General features: G+C 61.4%; 8 protein-coding genes. 2 read left to right on the top strand and 6 right to left on the bottom strand.

Annotated elements, in window-relative coordinates; all coding sequences use genetic code 11:
* A partial coding sequence (locus B9Z49_RS17165; RefSeq protein WP_199225092.1) for an S-layer family protein occupies positions 1–8,012 on the top strand: 8,012 nt, incomplete at its 5' end.
* A 109-nt stretch (positions 8,013–8,121) separates the two neighbouring features.
* Here the strand turns inward: B9Z49_RS17165 and B9Z49_RS17170 are convergent.
* The 3 genes from B9Z49_RS17170 to B9Z49_RS17180 all read right to left on the bottom strand — a co-directional run bounded on the left by B9Z49_RS17170 (position 8,122) and on the right by B9Z49_RS17180 (position 11,902).
* Positions 8,122–9,318, bottom strand: a complete 1,197-nt coding sequence (locus B9Z49_RS17170; RefSeq protein ID WP_108354664.1) for an ATP-binding protein — start codon at positions 9,316–9,318, stop codon at positions 8,122–8,124.
* A 240-nt stretch (positions 9,319–9,558) separates the two neighbouring features.
* On the bottom strand, positions 9,559–10,899 hold the full coding sequence (locus B9Z49_RS17175; RefSeq protein WP_108354665.1) for a sulfatase: 1,341 nt from the start codon (positions 10,897–10,899) through the stop codon (positions 9,559–9,561).
* Positions 10,900–10,903: 4 nt separating this feature from the next.
* The gene (locus B9Z49_RS17180; RefSeq protein ID WP_108354666.1) at positions 10,904–11,902 is read right to left on the bottom strand and encodes a tripartite tricarboxylate transporter substrate-binding protein; all 999 of its coding nucleotides are present in this window, start codon (positions 11,900–11,902) and stop codon (positions 10,904–10,906) included.
* 278 nt (positions 11,903–12,180) lie between these two features.
* Here B9Z49_RS17180 and B9Z49_RS17185 point away from each other — a divergent pair, with 278 nt between their 5' ends.
* Positions 12,181–12,636 (top strand): thermonuclease family protein, encoded by a 456-nt coding sequence (locus tag B9Z49_RS17185; RefSeq protein ID WP_233254684.1) that lies wholly within the window; start codon positions 12,181–12,183, stop codon positions 12,634–12,636.
* A gap of 6 nt (positions 12,637–12,642) precedes the next feature.
* On the opposite strand, the gene B9Z49_RS17190 is transcribed toward B9Z49_RS17185, so the two are convergent.
* From B9Z49_RS17190 to gpmA, 3 genes are all read right to left on the bottom strand, one after another.
* The gene (locus B9Z49_RS17190) at positions 12,643–13,395 is read right to left on the bottom strand and encodes a molybdopterin-synthase adenylyltransferase MoeB (protein WP_108354667.1); all 753 of its coding nucleotides are present in this window, start codon (positions 13,393–13,395) and stop codon (positions 12,643–12,645) included.
* Positions 13,396–13,421: 26 nt separating this feature from the next.
* Entirely contained in the window at positions 13,422–14,870 is a 1,449-nt protein-coding gene (locus B9Z49_RS17195) for a S41 family peptidase (RefSeq protein ID WP_108354668.1), read from the bottom strand.
* Between the two features lie 99 nt (positions 14,871–14,969).
* Positions 14,970–15,707: a 2,3-diphosphoglycerate-dependent phosphoglycerate mutase gene (gpmA, locus tag B9Z49_RS17200; RefSeq protein ID WP_108354669.1), complete on the bottom strand. Its 738-nt coding sequence runs from the start codon at positions 15,705–15,707 to the stop codon at positions 14,970–14,972.
* Positions 15,708–15,760: the final 53 nt, after the last annotated feature.

Genomic DNA, 15,760 nt, shown 5'->3' on the forward strand with positions numbered 1-15,760 from the left:
GCACCGGCGCATGGACCTGGACAGACGCCTCGCGCAACCCCGGCACCTACATCCTCAAGGCAACCATCGTCAGCGCCACCGGCACCACGGCCATCAACACGGCCGCGCCGGTCAACGGCACCAACGGTGGTTACGACATCCAGCCGGTGGTCATCGACACCTCGGTGGGCACACCCGCCGAGATCAACTTGGGCCTGAGCATCACCACCGATGCGAACAACAACACCTTTGTCAACAAGAGCGAGCTGGCCGCCGCGACCACCTTCACCAGCCGCGCCACGTTTGACACCGCCTTGGCCAAGGTGGGCATGGTCATCACACTGAGCGACGGCACCACCAACACCCCCATCACCTTGACGCAGGCGATGGTGACAGCCGGCTTTGTGGAGGCCACCTTTGCCAAGCCGGCCGAAGGCGCCACACAAACCGTGACCGCCAAGCTGACCGACATTGCAGGCAACGTGGGCACCACCACGGTGAGCGACAGCGCCACGCTGGACACCACGGCCATCACGGTGGCCGTCACCCGCGCAGGCTCGGGCACCGTCACCACCAGCGAGGTGATCACCTTCACGCTCAGCGAGGCCAGCCCCGACTTTGCCGCGGCCAACGTGGACGTGACCGGTGGCGCCCTGAGCAACTGGACCAAGGTCAACGCCACGACCTACACCGCCACCTTCATCCCCACTGCAGGCAGCAACGGCACCGCCACCGTGGGCGTGACGTTTGACAAGTTCAGCGACACCGCAGGCAACCAGAACAAAGACACCTACGTGGCCAGCCCCGCCACGGGCTATGTGAATGACGGCAACAACATCCAGAGCTTTGCGTTTGACACCCGTGTCAGCGCCAGCCTGGCCCTGAGCAACGACACCGCCACCGCCGTGGAGGCGGGCGGCACCGCCAACGGCACAGCAGGCACCAACCCCGCCATCGCCGGCACAAGCGGCGTGCTGAGCAATGACTCTGGAACCACACCCACCGTCACCGGCATCCAAAAAATCAGCGACACCAGCGCCACAGCGGTCACAGCCGGCAGCACCGGCGGCACGGGCGGCACCTCCATCGTTGGCCAATACGGCACCTTAGCCATGGGTGCGGATGGCAGCTATATCTACACCGTCAACAACAGCAACGCCACCGTGCAAGCCCTGCGCACCACGGCCAACACCCTGACCGACGTGTTCACCTACACCGCTGCAGACGCATCGGGCACCAAGACGGCCAACCTGGTCGTCACCGTGCAGGGCGCCAACGACGCGCCCACCGTTGTCGTTCAAGAGGCTGACAAAACCGTCACCGCTGGCAACGCGCTCACGCCCTTCAGCATCCTGGGCAACTTTGCCGACGTGGACAGCGCAGGCAACGGCGAGACCGCCACCTACACCACCTCAGCCCTGCCAGCAGGCGTGAGCTTTGACGCCACCACTGGCACCTTCAGCGGCACGCCCACCACCACCGGCACCACCAGCGTCACGGTCACCCGCACCGACGCGGGCGGCCTGACCGTGACCGACACCTTTTTGATCATCGTCAACCCCGTGGTCGACGCCACGCCCCCCAAGATCGCCATCAGCTCCAACCAATCGAGCCTGAGCATCGGCCAGACCGCCATCATCACCTTCACGGTGAGTGAAGCCACCAACAACTTTGCCTGGAACGGCAGCTCGGGCGACATCGTGGTCACCGGCGGCAGCCTGAGCGCACTCACTTCTGTGGGCTTGAACGCCGCGGGCGAAGACATCTACACCGCTGTCTTCACCCCACTGGCCAACAGCACCACCCCGGCCACCATCGCGGTGGCCGCGGGCAAGTTCACAGACGCTTCCCTCAACCAAAACCTGGACACCTACAACGCCAGCGCAGACACCGTGGCGAACCATGTGGTGGAGACCAACAACATCGTCACCCTGAGCGTCAACACCACCGTGGTGACGGCCCTGAACCTGACGAACGACACCGCCACCGCGCTTGAAGCGTCGGGCATCGTCAACGCCACGGCAGGCACCAACCCCACAGGTAGCGTGCTGGGCAACGACACCGGCACCAGCCCCACCGTGACCGGCATTCAAGTGCTCAGCGCCAGCACGGCTACGGCCGTGAACGCTGGCACCAACAGCACCAGCGGCACCTCCATCACGGGGCAGTACGGCACCCTCAAAATGGGCGCAGACGGCAGCTACGTCTACACGGTGGACAACGCCAATGCCAATGTGCAGGCCTTGCGCACCAGCGGCCAGACCCTGACCGAAGTCTTCACCTACACCGCCACCGACAGCACGGGCAGCAAAACGGCCAGCTTGGCCGTGACGGTGCAAGGCGCCAACGACGCGCCCACCGTGGTGGTGCAAGAAGCGGACAAAGCGGCCATCGTGGGCAATGCGCTGACCCCGTTCAGCATTGCCAGCAACTTTGCCGATGTGGACAGCACCGCCAACGGCGAAACTGCCACCTACACCGCGACGGTGGGCGGCGCAGCGCTGCCCAGCTGGCTCAGCTTCAATGCCGCCACCGGCACCTTCAGCGGCACGCCCACTGCCGCGGGCACAACCACCGTCACCGTCACGCGCACCGATGCGGGTGGCCTGTTGGTCACCGACGACTTTAACATCGTCACCACCTTGCCCGTGGTCACCACCACCGTCAGCTTCAGCAGCATGACCAAGGACAGTGGCACGGCTTTGAACGCCAATTGGACGACCAACGACGCGTCAGCAGGCCGCTTGCTCTCAGGCCACATCAGCGCCCCTCTGGCCACGGGCGAAGTCGTTAAGGTGTACGTGGGCACCACCGAAGTGGGCACCGCCGTTGTCAACGGCACCAAGTGGGCAATTACCGACCTGAGCGGCTACACCGCCCCTTGGACCTACACAGCCCGCGTGGTGGGTGCGGGTGGAAGCCAGGGAACCTCTGCTACCCAAGCGGTGACATTAGCTGCTACCGACGATGCAGCGGTCACAGTCCCAGGTACCAGCAGCGGAGAAACGGTCGCTTACACCACAGGTGTATTGGACGCATTGGAAGGTGACGACACCATCACAGTGGCGAGCACCAGCCTGCAAACCACACTCTCCACAAACGGCGGCGTGATCAGTGGCGGCGCGGGCGTGGATACCCTCACGTTGGCCGCTGGCACAACCCTCAACCTGAACACCTTGACCACCAACCAGACCGTGCGAAGCATCGAGCAGGTTGAAGTCATAAAGATGCAGGGCACCTCTGTGTTGTCCATGACGGCCAACAATGTGCTGTCGCTGGGTGGCACCAACACCGGCACCACCGTTGGCACCAGCACCGCCACCAGCACCATGGCGCCTTACAGCTTTGGAAGCACGAACCAAACCGCCACCAGCACGGAGACCAGCGCTACGGCTGCAACCGGCTCCACCAGCAGCTTGAACAAAGTGCAGATGGTGATTGAGGGCGTCACTGGCGACACCCTCAACCTGGCCACCTTGGCCACCGACGGTGTGACCACCGCCGGTGCCCTGGGCAACACCGGTCTGGCCGGTACCTGGGCCTACAAAGGCAAAGTCACCCTCAACAGCATCACCTACCAAGTCTATGACCACAGCACCACGCAAGCGCAGGTGCTGGTCAATGTGGCCGTGACCGTCAACCGAGAGTTGCCCGTTGCCGTCGCCTTGGCCTTGAGCAACGACACCGCCAACGCCGTCGAGGCTGGGGGCGCGGTCAACGCCATCGCAGGCACCAACCCAACGGGCAGCGTGCTGACCAACGACCAAGGCGCATCGCCTGTGGTCACGGCCATTCAGTTGGTCTCAGACGCCTCTGCTACGGCTGTTGCAGCAGGCACCACCAGCACCACAGGCACGAGCATCGCGGGCCAATACGGCACCTTGGTGTTGGGCGCGAACGGCACCTACAGCTACGCGGTGAACAACGCCAACGCCTCGGTGCAAGCCTTGCGCTCGGCCAGCAACTCCTTGTCAGAGGTGTTCACCTACACCGTCAACGACGGCACAGACGCCAAAACCGCCAACTTGGTGGTCACCATCAAAGGCGCCAACGACGCGCCCACTTTGGTGGTGGCAGAGCCCGACAAGACTGGCTCAGTCGGCACCGCCATCAGCAGCTTCAGCATTGCGGGCAACTTTGCCGACGTGGACAGTACCGCCAACGGTGAGACGGCCACGTACAGCGCATCGCCTTTGCCAGCGGGCATCACCTTCAATGCCGCCACCGGCACCTTCAGCGGCACGCCCACCACGGCGGGCACCACCACGGTCACCGTCACCCGCACCGACGCGGGCGGCCTGACCGTGACCGACACCTTTGACATCGTGATCGCTGACGTCATCACCAAGACAGTGGCCTTCAGTTCCATGACTAAGGACAGCGGCACGCTGGTGGGCGACAACGACAACTGGCTGACCGCAGACGCCAGCGCAGGTCGACTGGTCTCGGGCACGATCAGCGCAGCCTTGGGCGCCAACGAGGTCGTAGAGGTGTCCGCTAACGGCACCAAGATCGGCAACGCCCGTGTGGTGGGCCAGGCCTGGGACATCACCGACCTGAACGGCTACAACGACAACTGGACTTACACCGCCAAAGTAGCCAACCCGACCACCAGCAGCAGCGGCACGACGACCACGCAAGTGGTCAACACCGACTTTGTGGAAGCGGCACCGGTCATCACCGGCGTGTTCGATGTGGCCACCCCTGGCGCAGCCACCATTGCCAACAACGGCAGCACCGTCATGCCCATCCTGTCGGTGTCGGGCACGGCCTCGGCCAATGCGCTGATTTACCTGTACGACAACACCTCCACCAACCTGGTGGGCACAGCAATTGCTGATGCCTCGGGCAACTGGACGGTGTCGGGCTTCGGCGTCTTGCCTACTGCCAACACCTTTGCGGCCAAACAAGTGGACGTGCATGGCAACGAAAGTGTCTTGTCCAACCTGTGGACCGTGACCACCACCAGCAGTGGTGGCTTCAATGGCAACTTTGACTCAGGCAGCGAAACCGGTTTTGCCAGCGACATGACTTTGCTGACGGCCGCCACCAGCTTCAACTACGTGCGCCAACGCTTCGGCTTTGCCGTGCTGGAAAAGCCGCTTGCCTATGGCCCAAGCGGCTACCCTCAATCGGAACTGGCCACACTGACACAGTCGGCTGCCACCACCTGGAACGGCACCGACACCTGGTCTGAAAAGATCTATGTGCCAGCTTCTGGCGTGGCCTTGGAAGAAACCGAAAAAGGCTACAACACCTTCCTGAATCTGGCCAGCGGCAAGATCTTCTACGGCAGTTTTGACAACTTCGGTGGTGTGGGCGTGCTGGGCACCATCTGGGGCTCTCAGGTCGAAGTGGTCAAGGGACAAACTTACCAATTCAAGTTTGACTACTGGAACACGGCCATTGGCCAGTTCTCCCCCAGCGGCTTCATCCATGCCCTGATCAATGGCCAAGAGGCCATGGTCACGCGCAACAGCAGTACCGGCACGGTGACCATCAACTACACGGCCACCACCACCGGGTCGATTAACCTCAAGCTGGGTGCGGAAGGCTGGGGCAGCAGCGGCGACTTTGCCCTGGACAACATCTCGTTTGCACAGGTGGCGCCCAGCAATGGTTCTTTGGTCGCAGGCACCAACCCTGGCTTCTCGGACAGCGCCAACGGCACCAGCAGCACACCCGTGAGCTACAGCGGCGGTGCAGTCAACGCCATGGGCGGCAGCGATGTGATCGCTGTGGCAGCCGGTGTCAACTTGCAAACCGCCTTGGCCACAGGCGGCAGCTACATCAATGGCGGATCGGGCGCAGACACCTTGGTGTTGAACGCAGGCACCACGCTCAACCTGCCGGCCCTGAGCAGCACCCAGACCGTGCAGCCCATTCAGCAGGTGGAAATTTTCAAACTGCAGGGCACCTCCACACTGACCTTGTCGGCCAACGACGTCCTCAGCCTGGGCGGCAGCCATGCCACCACCATGAGCGGTTACAGCTTCGCAGGCAGCACGGGCAAGGTGCAAATGGTGGTAGAAGCCACCAGCACCGACGCCGTGGTGCTCACGCCCTTGAGCTTGGACAGCGTCACCACCAACGGTGTGGTGGGCAACACCGGCTTGGCCGGCACCTGGTCCGCTGCAGGCACTGCCACCATTGGCGGCAACACTTACAGCGTGTACAACCACAGCACCACCGACGCCCAGGTGTTGGTGTCCGGCGCAACGGTCAACCCCGCAGGCACCACCGCAGCCTCGCAAGCGGTGGTCATCACCAAGGTCGAGAACTCAGGCGCTGCTGCCAGCTATGTGGAAGAGTTCAACAGTGGCACCACCACCGTTTCGGCCAACTTGGTGAACGCTTCGTCGCCACCGACTTACACGACCACCACCGCCATCAACACGGCAGGCACCAAGATCAACACCGGTGCCTGGGAAGTCAGTGTGAAGGACATCTGGTACTCCTGGCAGGCCAACAACAGCTACGTCCCCGTCAATGAGCTGTACCTCAAGACGGGTGCCACCACGCCCAACAATGCGACTGCCACAGCAACCAACACCATGCTGGGAACCGATGGCAAGCTGCAATTGGGTTTGGACAGCAATGAAGCACCGAATGGTGCCAATGACGCTCGCTTGTACACCTTCACATCTCAGGCCGGTCCGTTCACATCCATGTCGTTCAAATCGTTTGGTTTGAGCAACATGGTCGAAAATGGCCAGAACCCCCCAACCTGGAGCTACCCGCAAGTGTCGTTCCGCGATGAAGAAGGCAACGTGGTTTACCGCACGGACTTCAAAACTCTGAGCAGCAACACAAAGCTCGACATTTTTGACGTCACACTGCCTGCAGGCGTCACGGCGTCGTCCTTCGAGTTCAGAACCATCAACGCTGACCGCTGGTTCATCGATGAAATCAGCATGACCGGTGCTGCCAACGACATCGTGCCGCACCTGGGCACCACGGCAGACACCACACACAAGATCTCGGGCACCTACGCCAACACGCTCAACCCGGGCGAAGTGATCAAGGTCTACGACGGCAGCACCTTGCTGGGCACCGCCACGGTGGACGCGGCCAGCAAGACCTGGACCCTGCAGCTGACTGCGGCGCAAGCTGCAGGCGCCCACACCTACTCGGCCAAGGTCGAGGCGGGTGCCACCACCGTGGCCACATCCAACAACTACACCCTCAATGTGTTGTCCAATGCGGTGGCCCCCGTGGTGCTCGACCTGAACGGTGATGGCCAGATCGGCTACAGCCAGATCAAGATGGACCTCAACCGCGACGGCATCCTGGACACCACCGCCTGGGTCGCGTCGCAAGACGGTTTGCTGGTGCACGACATCTACGGCGACGGCTCGGTGCGCGAGAACAGCCAGTTCGCCTTTGCCCGCCACGGCGGCGAGACCGACTTGCAAGGCCTGGCCGCGCAGTTCGACAGCAACCGAGACGGCGTGCTGGACGCCAAAGACGCACAGTTCGGCGAGTTCGCAGTCTGGCAAGACGCCGACCAAGACGGCGTGGCCGACGCAGGCGAGGTCAAGACCCTGGCCGACCTGGGCATCACCGCCCTGCAGCTCAACAGCGACGGTGTGGTGCGCGCACCTGCCGAGGGCGTGACCGAAGCGGGCCACAGCTCGGCGCAGTTGGCCGATGGTTCCAGCATGCTGGTGACCGATGCAGCGTTTGCCTACACGCTGGGCATGGCTGAGGCGTCTGTCATGCCAGCCGATGCTTCTGTCATCCCGGCCTCCGAGCCGGGATCCACCAACCCCGTCATCGCTTTCAAACTGAACGTAGCCGACGTGTTGGCGATGCCTGCAGACGCAAACGGCCAGCATGTGGTCCAGGTCAAGGGTGACGGCAACGACACCCTGAACCTGAGCAACTTGCTCGGCGCAGAGGCCCCCGGCCAATGGCTGGCTGCAGGCACGGTACAACAAGACGGCGTGACGTTCAACACCTACAACTACAGCGCTGACACCAGCCTGCAAGTGATGGTGGACCAACACCTGCAAAACGTGACCTTGTCGTAAAAATGTAGGAGCCCACCCCGTGGGCGATGGGCGTGGCACACGCTCTAAAAACCATCGCGCACAGGGTGCGCTCCTACAAACAGAAGGTCATCCCGGACCCTCTGACATGTCATCCCAGGCTCGACCCGGGATCCATACTTTCTTTCGGGCCGGTTCGCAGTTGTTGCCAGCTGTGGACGGGCCAATCAGATCTGGCTTGGTGTTGATCGCCGCCGTAAATCACGCAACCGCTTTGCAGCATGCCTAGATGATGGGATGTGTAGCGTTTGAGGCCTTTGAAATAGTCGGTGTTGACGGTGGCGCCGGCTTTGATTTCGATGGCGTGAAATTGCCGGCCTACGGGTAGCATCAAGTCGACCTCATTGCCTTCAGAGTCGCGGTAGAAATACAGTTCGGCGGATTCGCCGGCGTTGAGTCTGTCTTTGAGCGCCTCGATGATCACCATGTTTTCAAACAATGCGCCCCACAAGGGGTCGCGGTGCACTTGCTCTTCGTGCCGCAAGCCCAGCAGCCAGGCGGCCAAGCCGGTGTCGTAAAAGTAAAGCTTGGGGGATTTGACCAGCCGCTTGCCGCTGTTGGTGTGCCACGGCGGGAGCAGGTAAACGATGAAACTGGTCTGCAACAAGTCCATCCAGGCGCGTGCGGTGGGTTGGGAAATACCGGCGTCGTTGGCCAAGTTGTTGAGGTTCAGCAATTGGCCCACGCGGCCTGCACACAGCCTGACAAATCGTTCGAATTGTTGAAGATTTTGGACGAAGGCAAGCTGCCTCAGATCGCGTTCGATGTAGGTTGAAAAGTAGTCCCCAAGCGCCTGCGCAGGCGCAAGGTGTTTGTCGTGAATGCGAGGGTAAAAGCCTGTCAGGAGAGTTGCCGCCAGGGAATGATTCTTTTCAGGGTTGATGCGCTGCACTTCTGACAAGGTGAAGGGCAACAGGCGCAACAAGGCCGTGCGACCCGCCAGAGACTGGCTCACCTGCGTCATCAACTCAAATTGCTGACTGCCCGTCAAAATGAATTGGCCGTGCTGGTCATTGTGATCCACCTGGGTTTGCAGGTAGGAAGGCAGTTCGGGTGATCTTTGAATTTCGTCGAGTATCGCGCCTTGGGGATAAGCCGATAAAAAACCACGCGGATCGTCAAGCGCAAAACGCCTCGCATCAGGGTCCTCTAGCGAGACATAAGGCTTGTTTGGAAACATGCTTTTGGCCAAAGTGGTTTTCCCACTTTGTCTGGGTCCCACCAATGTGACGATGGGATAGCTGCCTGCCAAGCTGTGAAGCAACGGTTCTATGTTGCGATGGATCATGCGTCCATGATAACCAAAAACCTGTAATTTCAAAATATGAATTTTGAATTGCAGGTTTAATTGGAGTGCGCTGTGCAAGGGCTAAAGCCGCACGAAGGTTGAGTTGCCCCTGCGTATGTTCTTTGTAAGAGATCACCCCGTGGGCGATGGGCGTGGCACACGCCCTGAAAAAACCAGCGCCCACAGGGGTGGGCTCCTACAAAAAAGCGATCCCTCGCATGTTGTTCAAGATGACCGCGTTCAGCGCTGCGGCATGTCCTTGACCGAGTAGCCCAGGCTGACGGTGGCGTCTTCGGGGATGGCGGGCACGGTGGCGTCCCAGGCTTCCCACGCTGCGCGCATGGTTTGCAGGCGCTCAGGCTGGCGTCCGCCCAGATTGGCGCGTTCGCGTTCGTCGGCGGGAATGTTGAACAGGTAGTCGTGGCCGTCCACCCGCAGGTACTTGTAGTCGCCGATCCGCAGGGCGCGTTGGCCGCGGTGGTTCATGCGCCAGTACAGGGCACGCTCAAACTGGTGATTGGCATCACGCAGCACGGGCAGCATGGACACGCCGTCAAGCGGCAAGTCGTCATGAGCCTGTGCACCCGCCAACTCCACCATGGTGGCCGACCAGTCCATGGTCATGCAGTGCTGGGTAGAGGTGCCGCCGGGCGCAATCACAGTAGGCCAGTGTGCGATCCACGGCACGCGGATGCCGCCTTCGGTCAGGTCCATCTTGCCGCCGACCAGTGGCCAGTTGTCACTGAAACGCTCGCCGCCGTTGTCGCTGGTGAAGACGATCAGGGTGTTGTCGAGTTGCCCGATTTTTTTGAGCGCGTCGACCACCCAACCAATGCCTTCGTCCATGTGGTGGATCATGCGGTGGTAGGTGTGGATGTTGCCGCCATGCAGGTGAAAGATGTTGTCTTTTACTTCAGCCGCCAGTGCATGGTCTTCGCGCGTTTCCCAAGGCCAGTGCGGCGCGGTGTAGTGCAGGCTCAAGAAGAAGGGGGTTCCTTGCGCAGCGCCCGGGGCCATGCGCTCCACATAGTCCACCGCCCGCTTGGAGATCATGTCGGTGAGGTAACCATCTTCGGGTGTTTCGTCTTCGCCGTTGAAGAGGTCGTGCGCGCCATTGGAGGCGCAGTGGGTGAAGTAGTCCACCCCGCCCGACATGGGGCCAAAGAATTCCTCGTAGCCCGACTTGAGCGGGCTGAAGTGCGGTGGGTAACCCAAGTGCCATTTGCCTATCAAGGCGGTGCGGTAACCGCTGGCCTGAAGCAAGGACGGCAGCGTGGGGTGTTCGGGCGGCAAGCCCAGCACGGCGCTGCCCCGGCTGCGGCTGTTGATGGGCTCGTCGGCACCGCCGCGCAGGCGGTATTGGTAGCGCGCCGTCATGAGCGCAAAGCGCGTGGGCGAGCACACGGGCGAGTTGGCATAGCCCTGCGTGAACTTGAGGCCGCCCGCAGCCAACTGGTCGAGCACGGGCGAGACCTTGCCGAACTTTGCGTCGCGACCGCCATAGCAGCCGAGGTCGGCAAAGCCGAGGTCGTCGGCGACGATGAAGACGATGTTGGGGCGTTGTGAGGTGATGTGTGCCATGCGTTCAGTCCAGTTGCACGCCCGTGGCTTTGATGGGCTTTTCCCAGCGGTTGAGGTCGGCTTTCTGCGCGGCGGCCAGATCGACAGAGTTCGAGCCAATCGGTTCAAGGCCCAGTTTGATCATTTTGTCTTTCATGGTGGGGTCGCGGGCGATCTTCATCATGGCTTTTTCGAGGCGCGTGAGGGCATCGCCTTTGAGGCCAGCGGGGCCGTACATGGCGAACCAGGCCGTCGCCTCCATGTTGATGCCCGACTCTTTGAGGGTGGGCACTTCGGGCACTTGCGAATCACGCTGGCCGCCGGTGACGGCAATGATGCGCACTTTGCCAGCACGGTGCATTTCAGCGGTTTCGGACACCACGTCAAACTTGTAGCCAATGTGGCCGCCCAGCAGCGCCGTGTTGGCCGGTGCACCGCCCTGGAAGGGGATGTGGTTCAGGCTGATGCCAGCAGACTGCTCCAGCAACACCCCCATGAAGTGCGGCAAGGTGCCTGCACCAGGTGTGCCGTAACTGGCAGAAGCCGGGTCGGTTTTGGCTTTGGCCACCATGTCGGCCACGGTTTTTGCGTTGCTGGCGGGGCCAGAGACCACGCCAAACTGGAAGCGGGCGATTTGCGAGACGGGTGTGAAGTCTTTCACCGCGTCGTAGTCGAGCTTTTTGTAGACGTGGGGAAACAGCACCATGGGGCCGCTGGGCAACACGATCACGGTTTGGCCATCGGGCTTGGCGGCTTTGACCAGGTTCAGGGCAATGCGTCCGCCGGCGCCGGGTTTGTTGTCCACCACGATGGTGCCAAAGTCATCACGCAAGGCATCGGCCACCATGCGGGCCAACACGTCGGCCGAGCCGCCAGGTGGAAAGCCGACCAGGATTTTCAGCGGTGGTTTTTCTTGCGCCTGCAGGCTGGGCGAGAGCGCCGCCAAACACAGGGCCAGCAGTCCCAAACTGCGGCGGCTGAAGGTGCCAATGTTCTGGCGAAGAAGGGGCGTAATGGGTTTCATGAATGTTCCGTGGGTGTTGGGCGTCAAGTGCGCTTGGGTTTAAAGCGCTGTGCAAATAGGAGTGTAGTGGCTTGACCGACAATGGCTGACATCCACCCTCCACCCGGAAAACCCAAATGTTGTCGTCTGCCTCTCAACCACTGGCTTTGATTGAAGACCAGTTGATGCACCGTTGGGGCCGTTGGTTGCGCGTGCTGGGGCCTAGCATGAGGGCTTGTCTTGTTGGGGCACTGTTGCAGTGTTGGCTGGGGGGCGCTTTCGCTGCAACTGACAAGGCCATGAGTCAGTCGCAAGCCAGGGCCGAGGTCTGGTCTGGATGGGTGAGCTGGGTGATGGACGGTGACACGGTTTTGTTGATGCGCGAGGGGCAGCGTGAACCCGTCAAGCTGCGCATTGAAGGCATCGACGCGCCCGAGAGTTGTCAGCCGGGCGGGAGCGAGGCGCGTGAGGCCATGATGGTCCTGGCCCTGCGCAAGTCGGTTCAAGTGACCGATCGTGGTCAGGATTCGTATGGTCGGCAGATTGGGCGTTTGTCGGTCGACGGTGTGGATTTGGGCGCCGAGATGGTGCGCTCAGGTCAGGCATGGGCCTACAATTTTCGCACCGGCAAAGGCCCTTATGCCGCGTTGCAGCGCCAGGCAGAGAAACAAAAAAAAGGCATTTTTGCGACCCAGGAAGCCGCCATGTCACCCGCCTTGTTCAGAAAATTTCACGGCACCTGCCATGGCAGTTGAGCGCATTCAATGGTGCGCCGCACACACAGGGCATGCTGCGTTGCGCTGCATGCGGATGTCGGTCCACGACAGCTCGCGGCCGTCGAGCATGAGCAAACGCCCGGCCATGTGGCTGCCCATGCCGCTCAAAATCTTGAGCGCTTCGGCCGCTTGCACCGTGCCGATGATGCCCACCAGCGGTGCAAATACGCCCATGGTGGCGCAGCGGGTTTCTTCGGGCAGTTGGGCGGGCGGGAAGATGCAGGCGTAGCAGGGTGCATCGGGCTGTGTGCTGTCAAACACCGAGACCTGCCCGTCCATGCGGATGGCCGCACCCGAAACCAGGGGTTTGCGGTGCACCACACAGGCCAAGTTGACGGCCTGGCGGGTTTCAAAGTTGTCGCTGCAGTCGAGCACCACATCGGCTTGGGCCACCAGGGTGTTAAGCAAAGCCGCATCGGCGCGTTGGGTGATGGCGGTCACCTGCACATCGGGGTTGATTTGCGCAATCGCCGTGCGCACCGAATCGGCTTTGAATTGCCCCACCCGGTCCAGGGTGTGGGCAATTTGGCGCTGCAAGTTGGTGGCGTCGACGTGGTCGTGGTCGACCACGGTGATGTGACCCACGCCTGCACTGCCCAAGTACAGGCTGACCGGTGAGCCCAGTCCGCCTGCGCCGATGATGAGGGCGTGCGAAGTCAGCAGTTTTTCCTGCCCGTCGATGCCCAGTTCGTTGAGCAGGATGTGCCGCGAATAGCGCAGCAGTTGCGTGTCATCCATGGGCGGCGTCCGTCTATCGCTGGCGATCAGTCTTTCTTCTCGACTTTGCGTTCGGCCAGTGTGGTGCTGGCTTTGACAGGCTGACCTTTGAGTTGTTTCAAGGCCTGGGCCAGTTGGAAGTCTTTGTCCGAGCCGAATTCAGGCAGGCGACGTTCGGCGAGCGGTTTTTTGGCGTCTTCTTCCATCTTTTTCATGGCCTCTTCACGGGCTTTTTCGCGGGCGGGGTCTTTGGCTTCTTCGGCTTCTTTGCCGTTCAACAGGTGTTTGCCCAAGTCGGCTTCGCGGGTGCGCAGGGCGGCAAAAACGTTGCCTTCGGCGGTCTCGTCGAGCATCACGTCGGGCACGATGCCCTTGGCCTGGATGGCGCGGCCGTTGGGCGTGTAGTAGCGTGCGGTGGTGATTTTGAGGGCGGTGTCAGGGCCAAGTTGGCGCACGGTTTGAACCGAGCCTTTGCCAAAGGTCTGGCTGCCCATGAGGGTGGCGCGTTTGTAGTCTTGCAGGGCACCGGCCACGATTTCGCTGGCCGAGGCCGAGCCTTCGTTGACCAGCACCACCAAGGGCACTTTTTTCAGGGCACCGCCAGTGGCCAGTGTCATGCGGGTGATGGGGTCGTTGCTGTTGTTGCGACGCCAAAATTGGGGTGAAGCCTTGTAGGTGAATTTGCTTTCCGCCAGCTGGCCGTTGGTGGTGACCACCGTGACGTTGTCGGGCAGGAAGGCTGCCGACAGGGCCACGGCTGCATCCAGCAGGCCGCCCGGGTCGTTGCGCAGGTCGAGCACCAAGCCCTTGAGCTGGGGGTCTTGCTTGTACATCTCTTCGATCTTGCGGGCAAAGTCTTCGACAGTGCGTTCTTGGAATTGTGAGACGCGGATCCACCCGTAGCCGGGCTCGATCAGCTTGGACTTGACCGATTGGGTCTTGATTTCTTCGCGGATGATCGTGACCGGGAAGGTGCGGTTTTCGTCTTTGCGGAAAACGGTGAGCACCACCTTGGTTTTAGGCTCGCCGCGCATGCGCTTGACGGCTTCGCTGAGCGACAGGCCTTTGAGGGGGGTGTCGTCGACTTTGGTGATCAGGTCGTTGGGTTTGAGGCCTGCCCGGTCCGCCGGGGAGCCTTCAATGGGCGAGACGATCTTGACGACACCGTCTTCTTGGCTGATCTCGATGCCCACGCCGACAAAGCGACCCGAAGTTCCTTCAGAAAACTCCTTGAAACTTTTCTTGTCGAAGTACTGCGAATGCGGGTCCAGGCTGGCCACCATGCCGGAGATGGCTTCGGTGATGAGTTTCTTCTCGTCCACCGGCTCGACGTAGTCGCTTTTGACCATGCCAAATACGGCCGCCAGCTGCTGCAGTTCTTCGAGGGGCAGGGGGGCCATGTTGCCGCGCGCCACGGTTTGCAGCGACACGGTGGTGAGGGCACCGGCCAAAGCACCAATGCTGAGCCAGCCGATGATCTTGAGTTTTTGTCCCATTTTGCGAGTACGTGTGCAGTGAAGTTCGAGCCAATATACACCTGCAAGCCCCGCGGCGTGGGGCTTGGCGTGTAATTTCCTGTAAAGGGCCTTGTGCGGTCAGGCTTTGCCCTGGCTGGCCACGGCAGCCGCGGCTTGGGCGGCGGCTTCAGCGTCGCCCAGGTAGTAGTGGCGAATGGGCTTGAGCTGGGCGTCCAGTTCGTACACCAAGGGGATGCCGTTGGGGATGTTCAGGTGCACGATGTCGGTCTCGGAGATGCCATCCAGGTATTTGATCAGGGCGCGAATCGAGTTGCCGTGCGCGGTGATCAAGACACGCTTGCCCGCACGTATGCTGGGGGCAATGCTGTCGTTCCACGCGGGCAGCACGCGAGCCACGGTGTCTTTCAGGCATTCGGTCAGGGGCACCAGGGCTGGATCGGGGTAGCGGCGGTCGCTGCGTTCGCAGCGAGGGTCGGTCGCTTCCATCGCGGGTGGGGGCGTGTCGTAGCTGCGACGCCAGACCAGCACTTGCTCGTCACCGAATTGCTTGGCCATGTCGGATTTGTTCAGGCCCTGCAGCGCGCCATAGTGGCGCTCGTTCAGGCGGTAGTCCTTGACCACCGGCAGCCAGGTGCGGTCCATCTCGTCCAAGGTGAACCAGAGGGTGAGGATGGCGCGCTTGAGCACCGAGGTGTAGCACAGGTCAAAGTCCAAGCCTTCGGCCTTGAGCAATTTGCCCGCCGTCATGGCCTGGCTCACGCCGGTGGGGGTCAGGTCCACATCGGTCCAGCCGGTGAAGCGGTTTTCCAGGTTCCAGGTGGATTCGCCATGGCGAATGAGGACAAGTTTGTACATAAAAAAGAGGCCTTGGAGGCGTTTTAAAACAGGGGTAAGCCCGGCATTTTAGA

This window comes from Limnohabitans sp. 2KL-51, from assembly GCF_003063645.1.
GTDB lineage: Bacteria > Pseudomonadota > Gammaproteobacteria > Burkholderiales > Burkholderiaceae_C > Limnohabitans_A.

Coding starts and splice junctions, on each gene's coding strand:
- B9Z49_RS17195 (WP_108354668.1), bottom strand. CDS start 14,870: ATGGGACAAAAACTCAAGATCATCGGCTGGCTCAGCATTGGTGCTTTG.
- gpmA (WP_108354669.1), bottom strand. CDS start 15,707: ATGTACAAACTTGTCCTCATTCGCCATGGCGAATCCACCTGGAACCTG.
- B9Z49_RS17185 (WP_233254684.1), top strand. CDS start 12,181: ATGAGTCAGTCGCAAGCCAGGGCCGAGGTCTGGTCTGGATGGGTGAGC.
- B9Z49_RS17180 (WP_108354666.1), bottom strand. CDS start 11,902: ATGAAACCCATTACGCCCCTTCTTCGCCAGAACATTGGCACCTTCAGC.
- B9Z49_RS17170 (WP_108354664.1), bottom strand. CDS start 9,318: ATGATCCATCGCAACATAGAACCGTTGCTTCACAGCTTGGCAGGCAGC.
- B9Z49_RS17175 (WP_108354665.1), bottom strand. CDS start 10,899: ATGGCACACATCACCTCACAACGCCCCAACATCGTCTTCATCGTCGCC.
- B9Z49_RS17190 (WP_108354667.1), bottom strand. CDS start 13,395: ATGGATGACACGCAACTGCTGCGCTATTCGCGGCACATCCTGCTCAAC.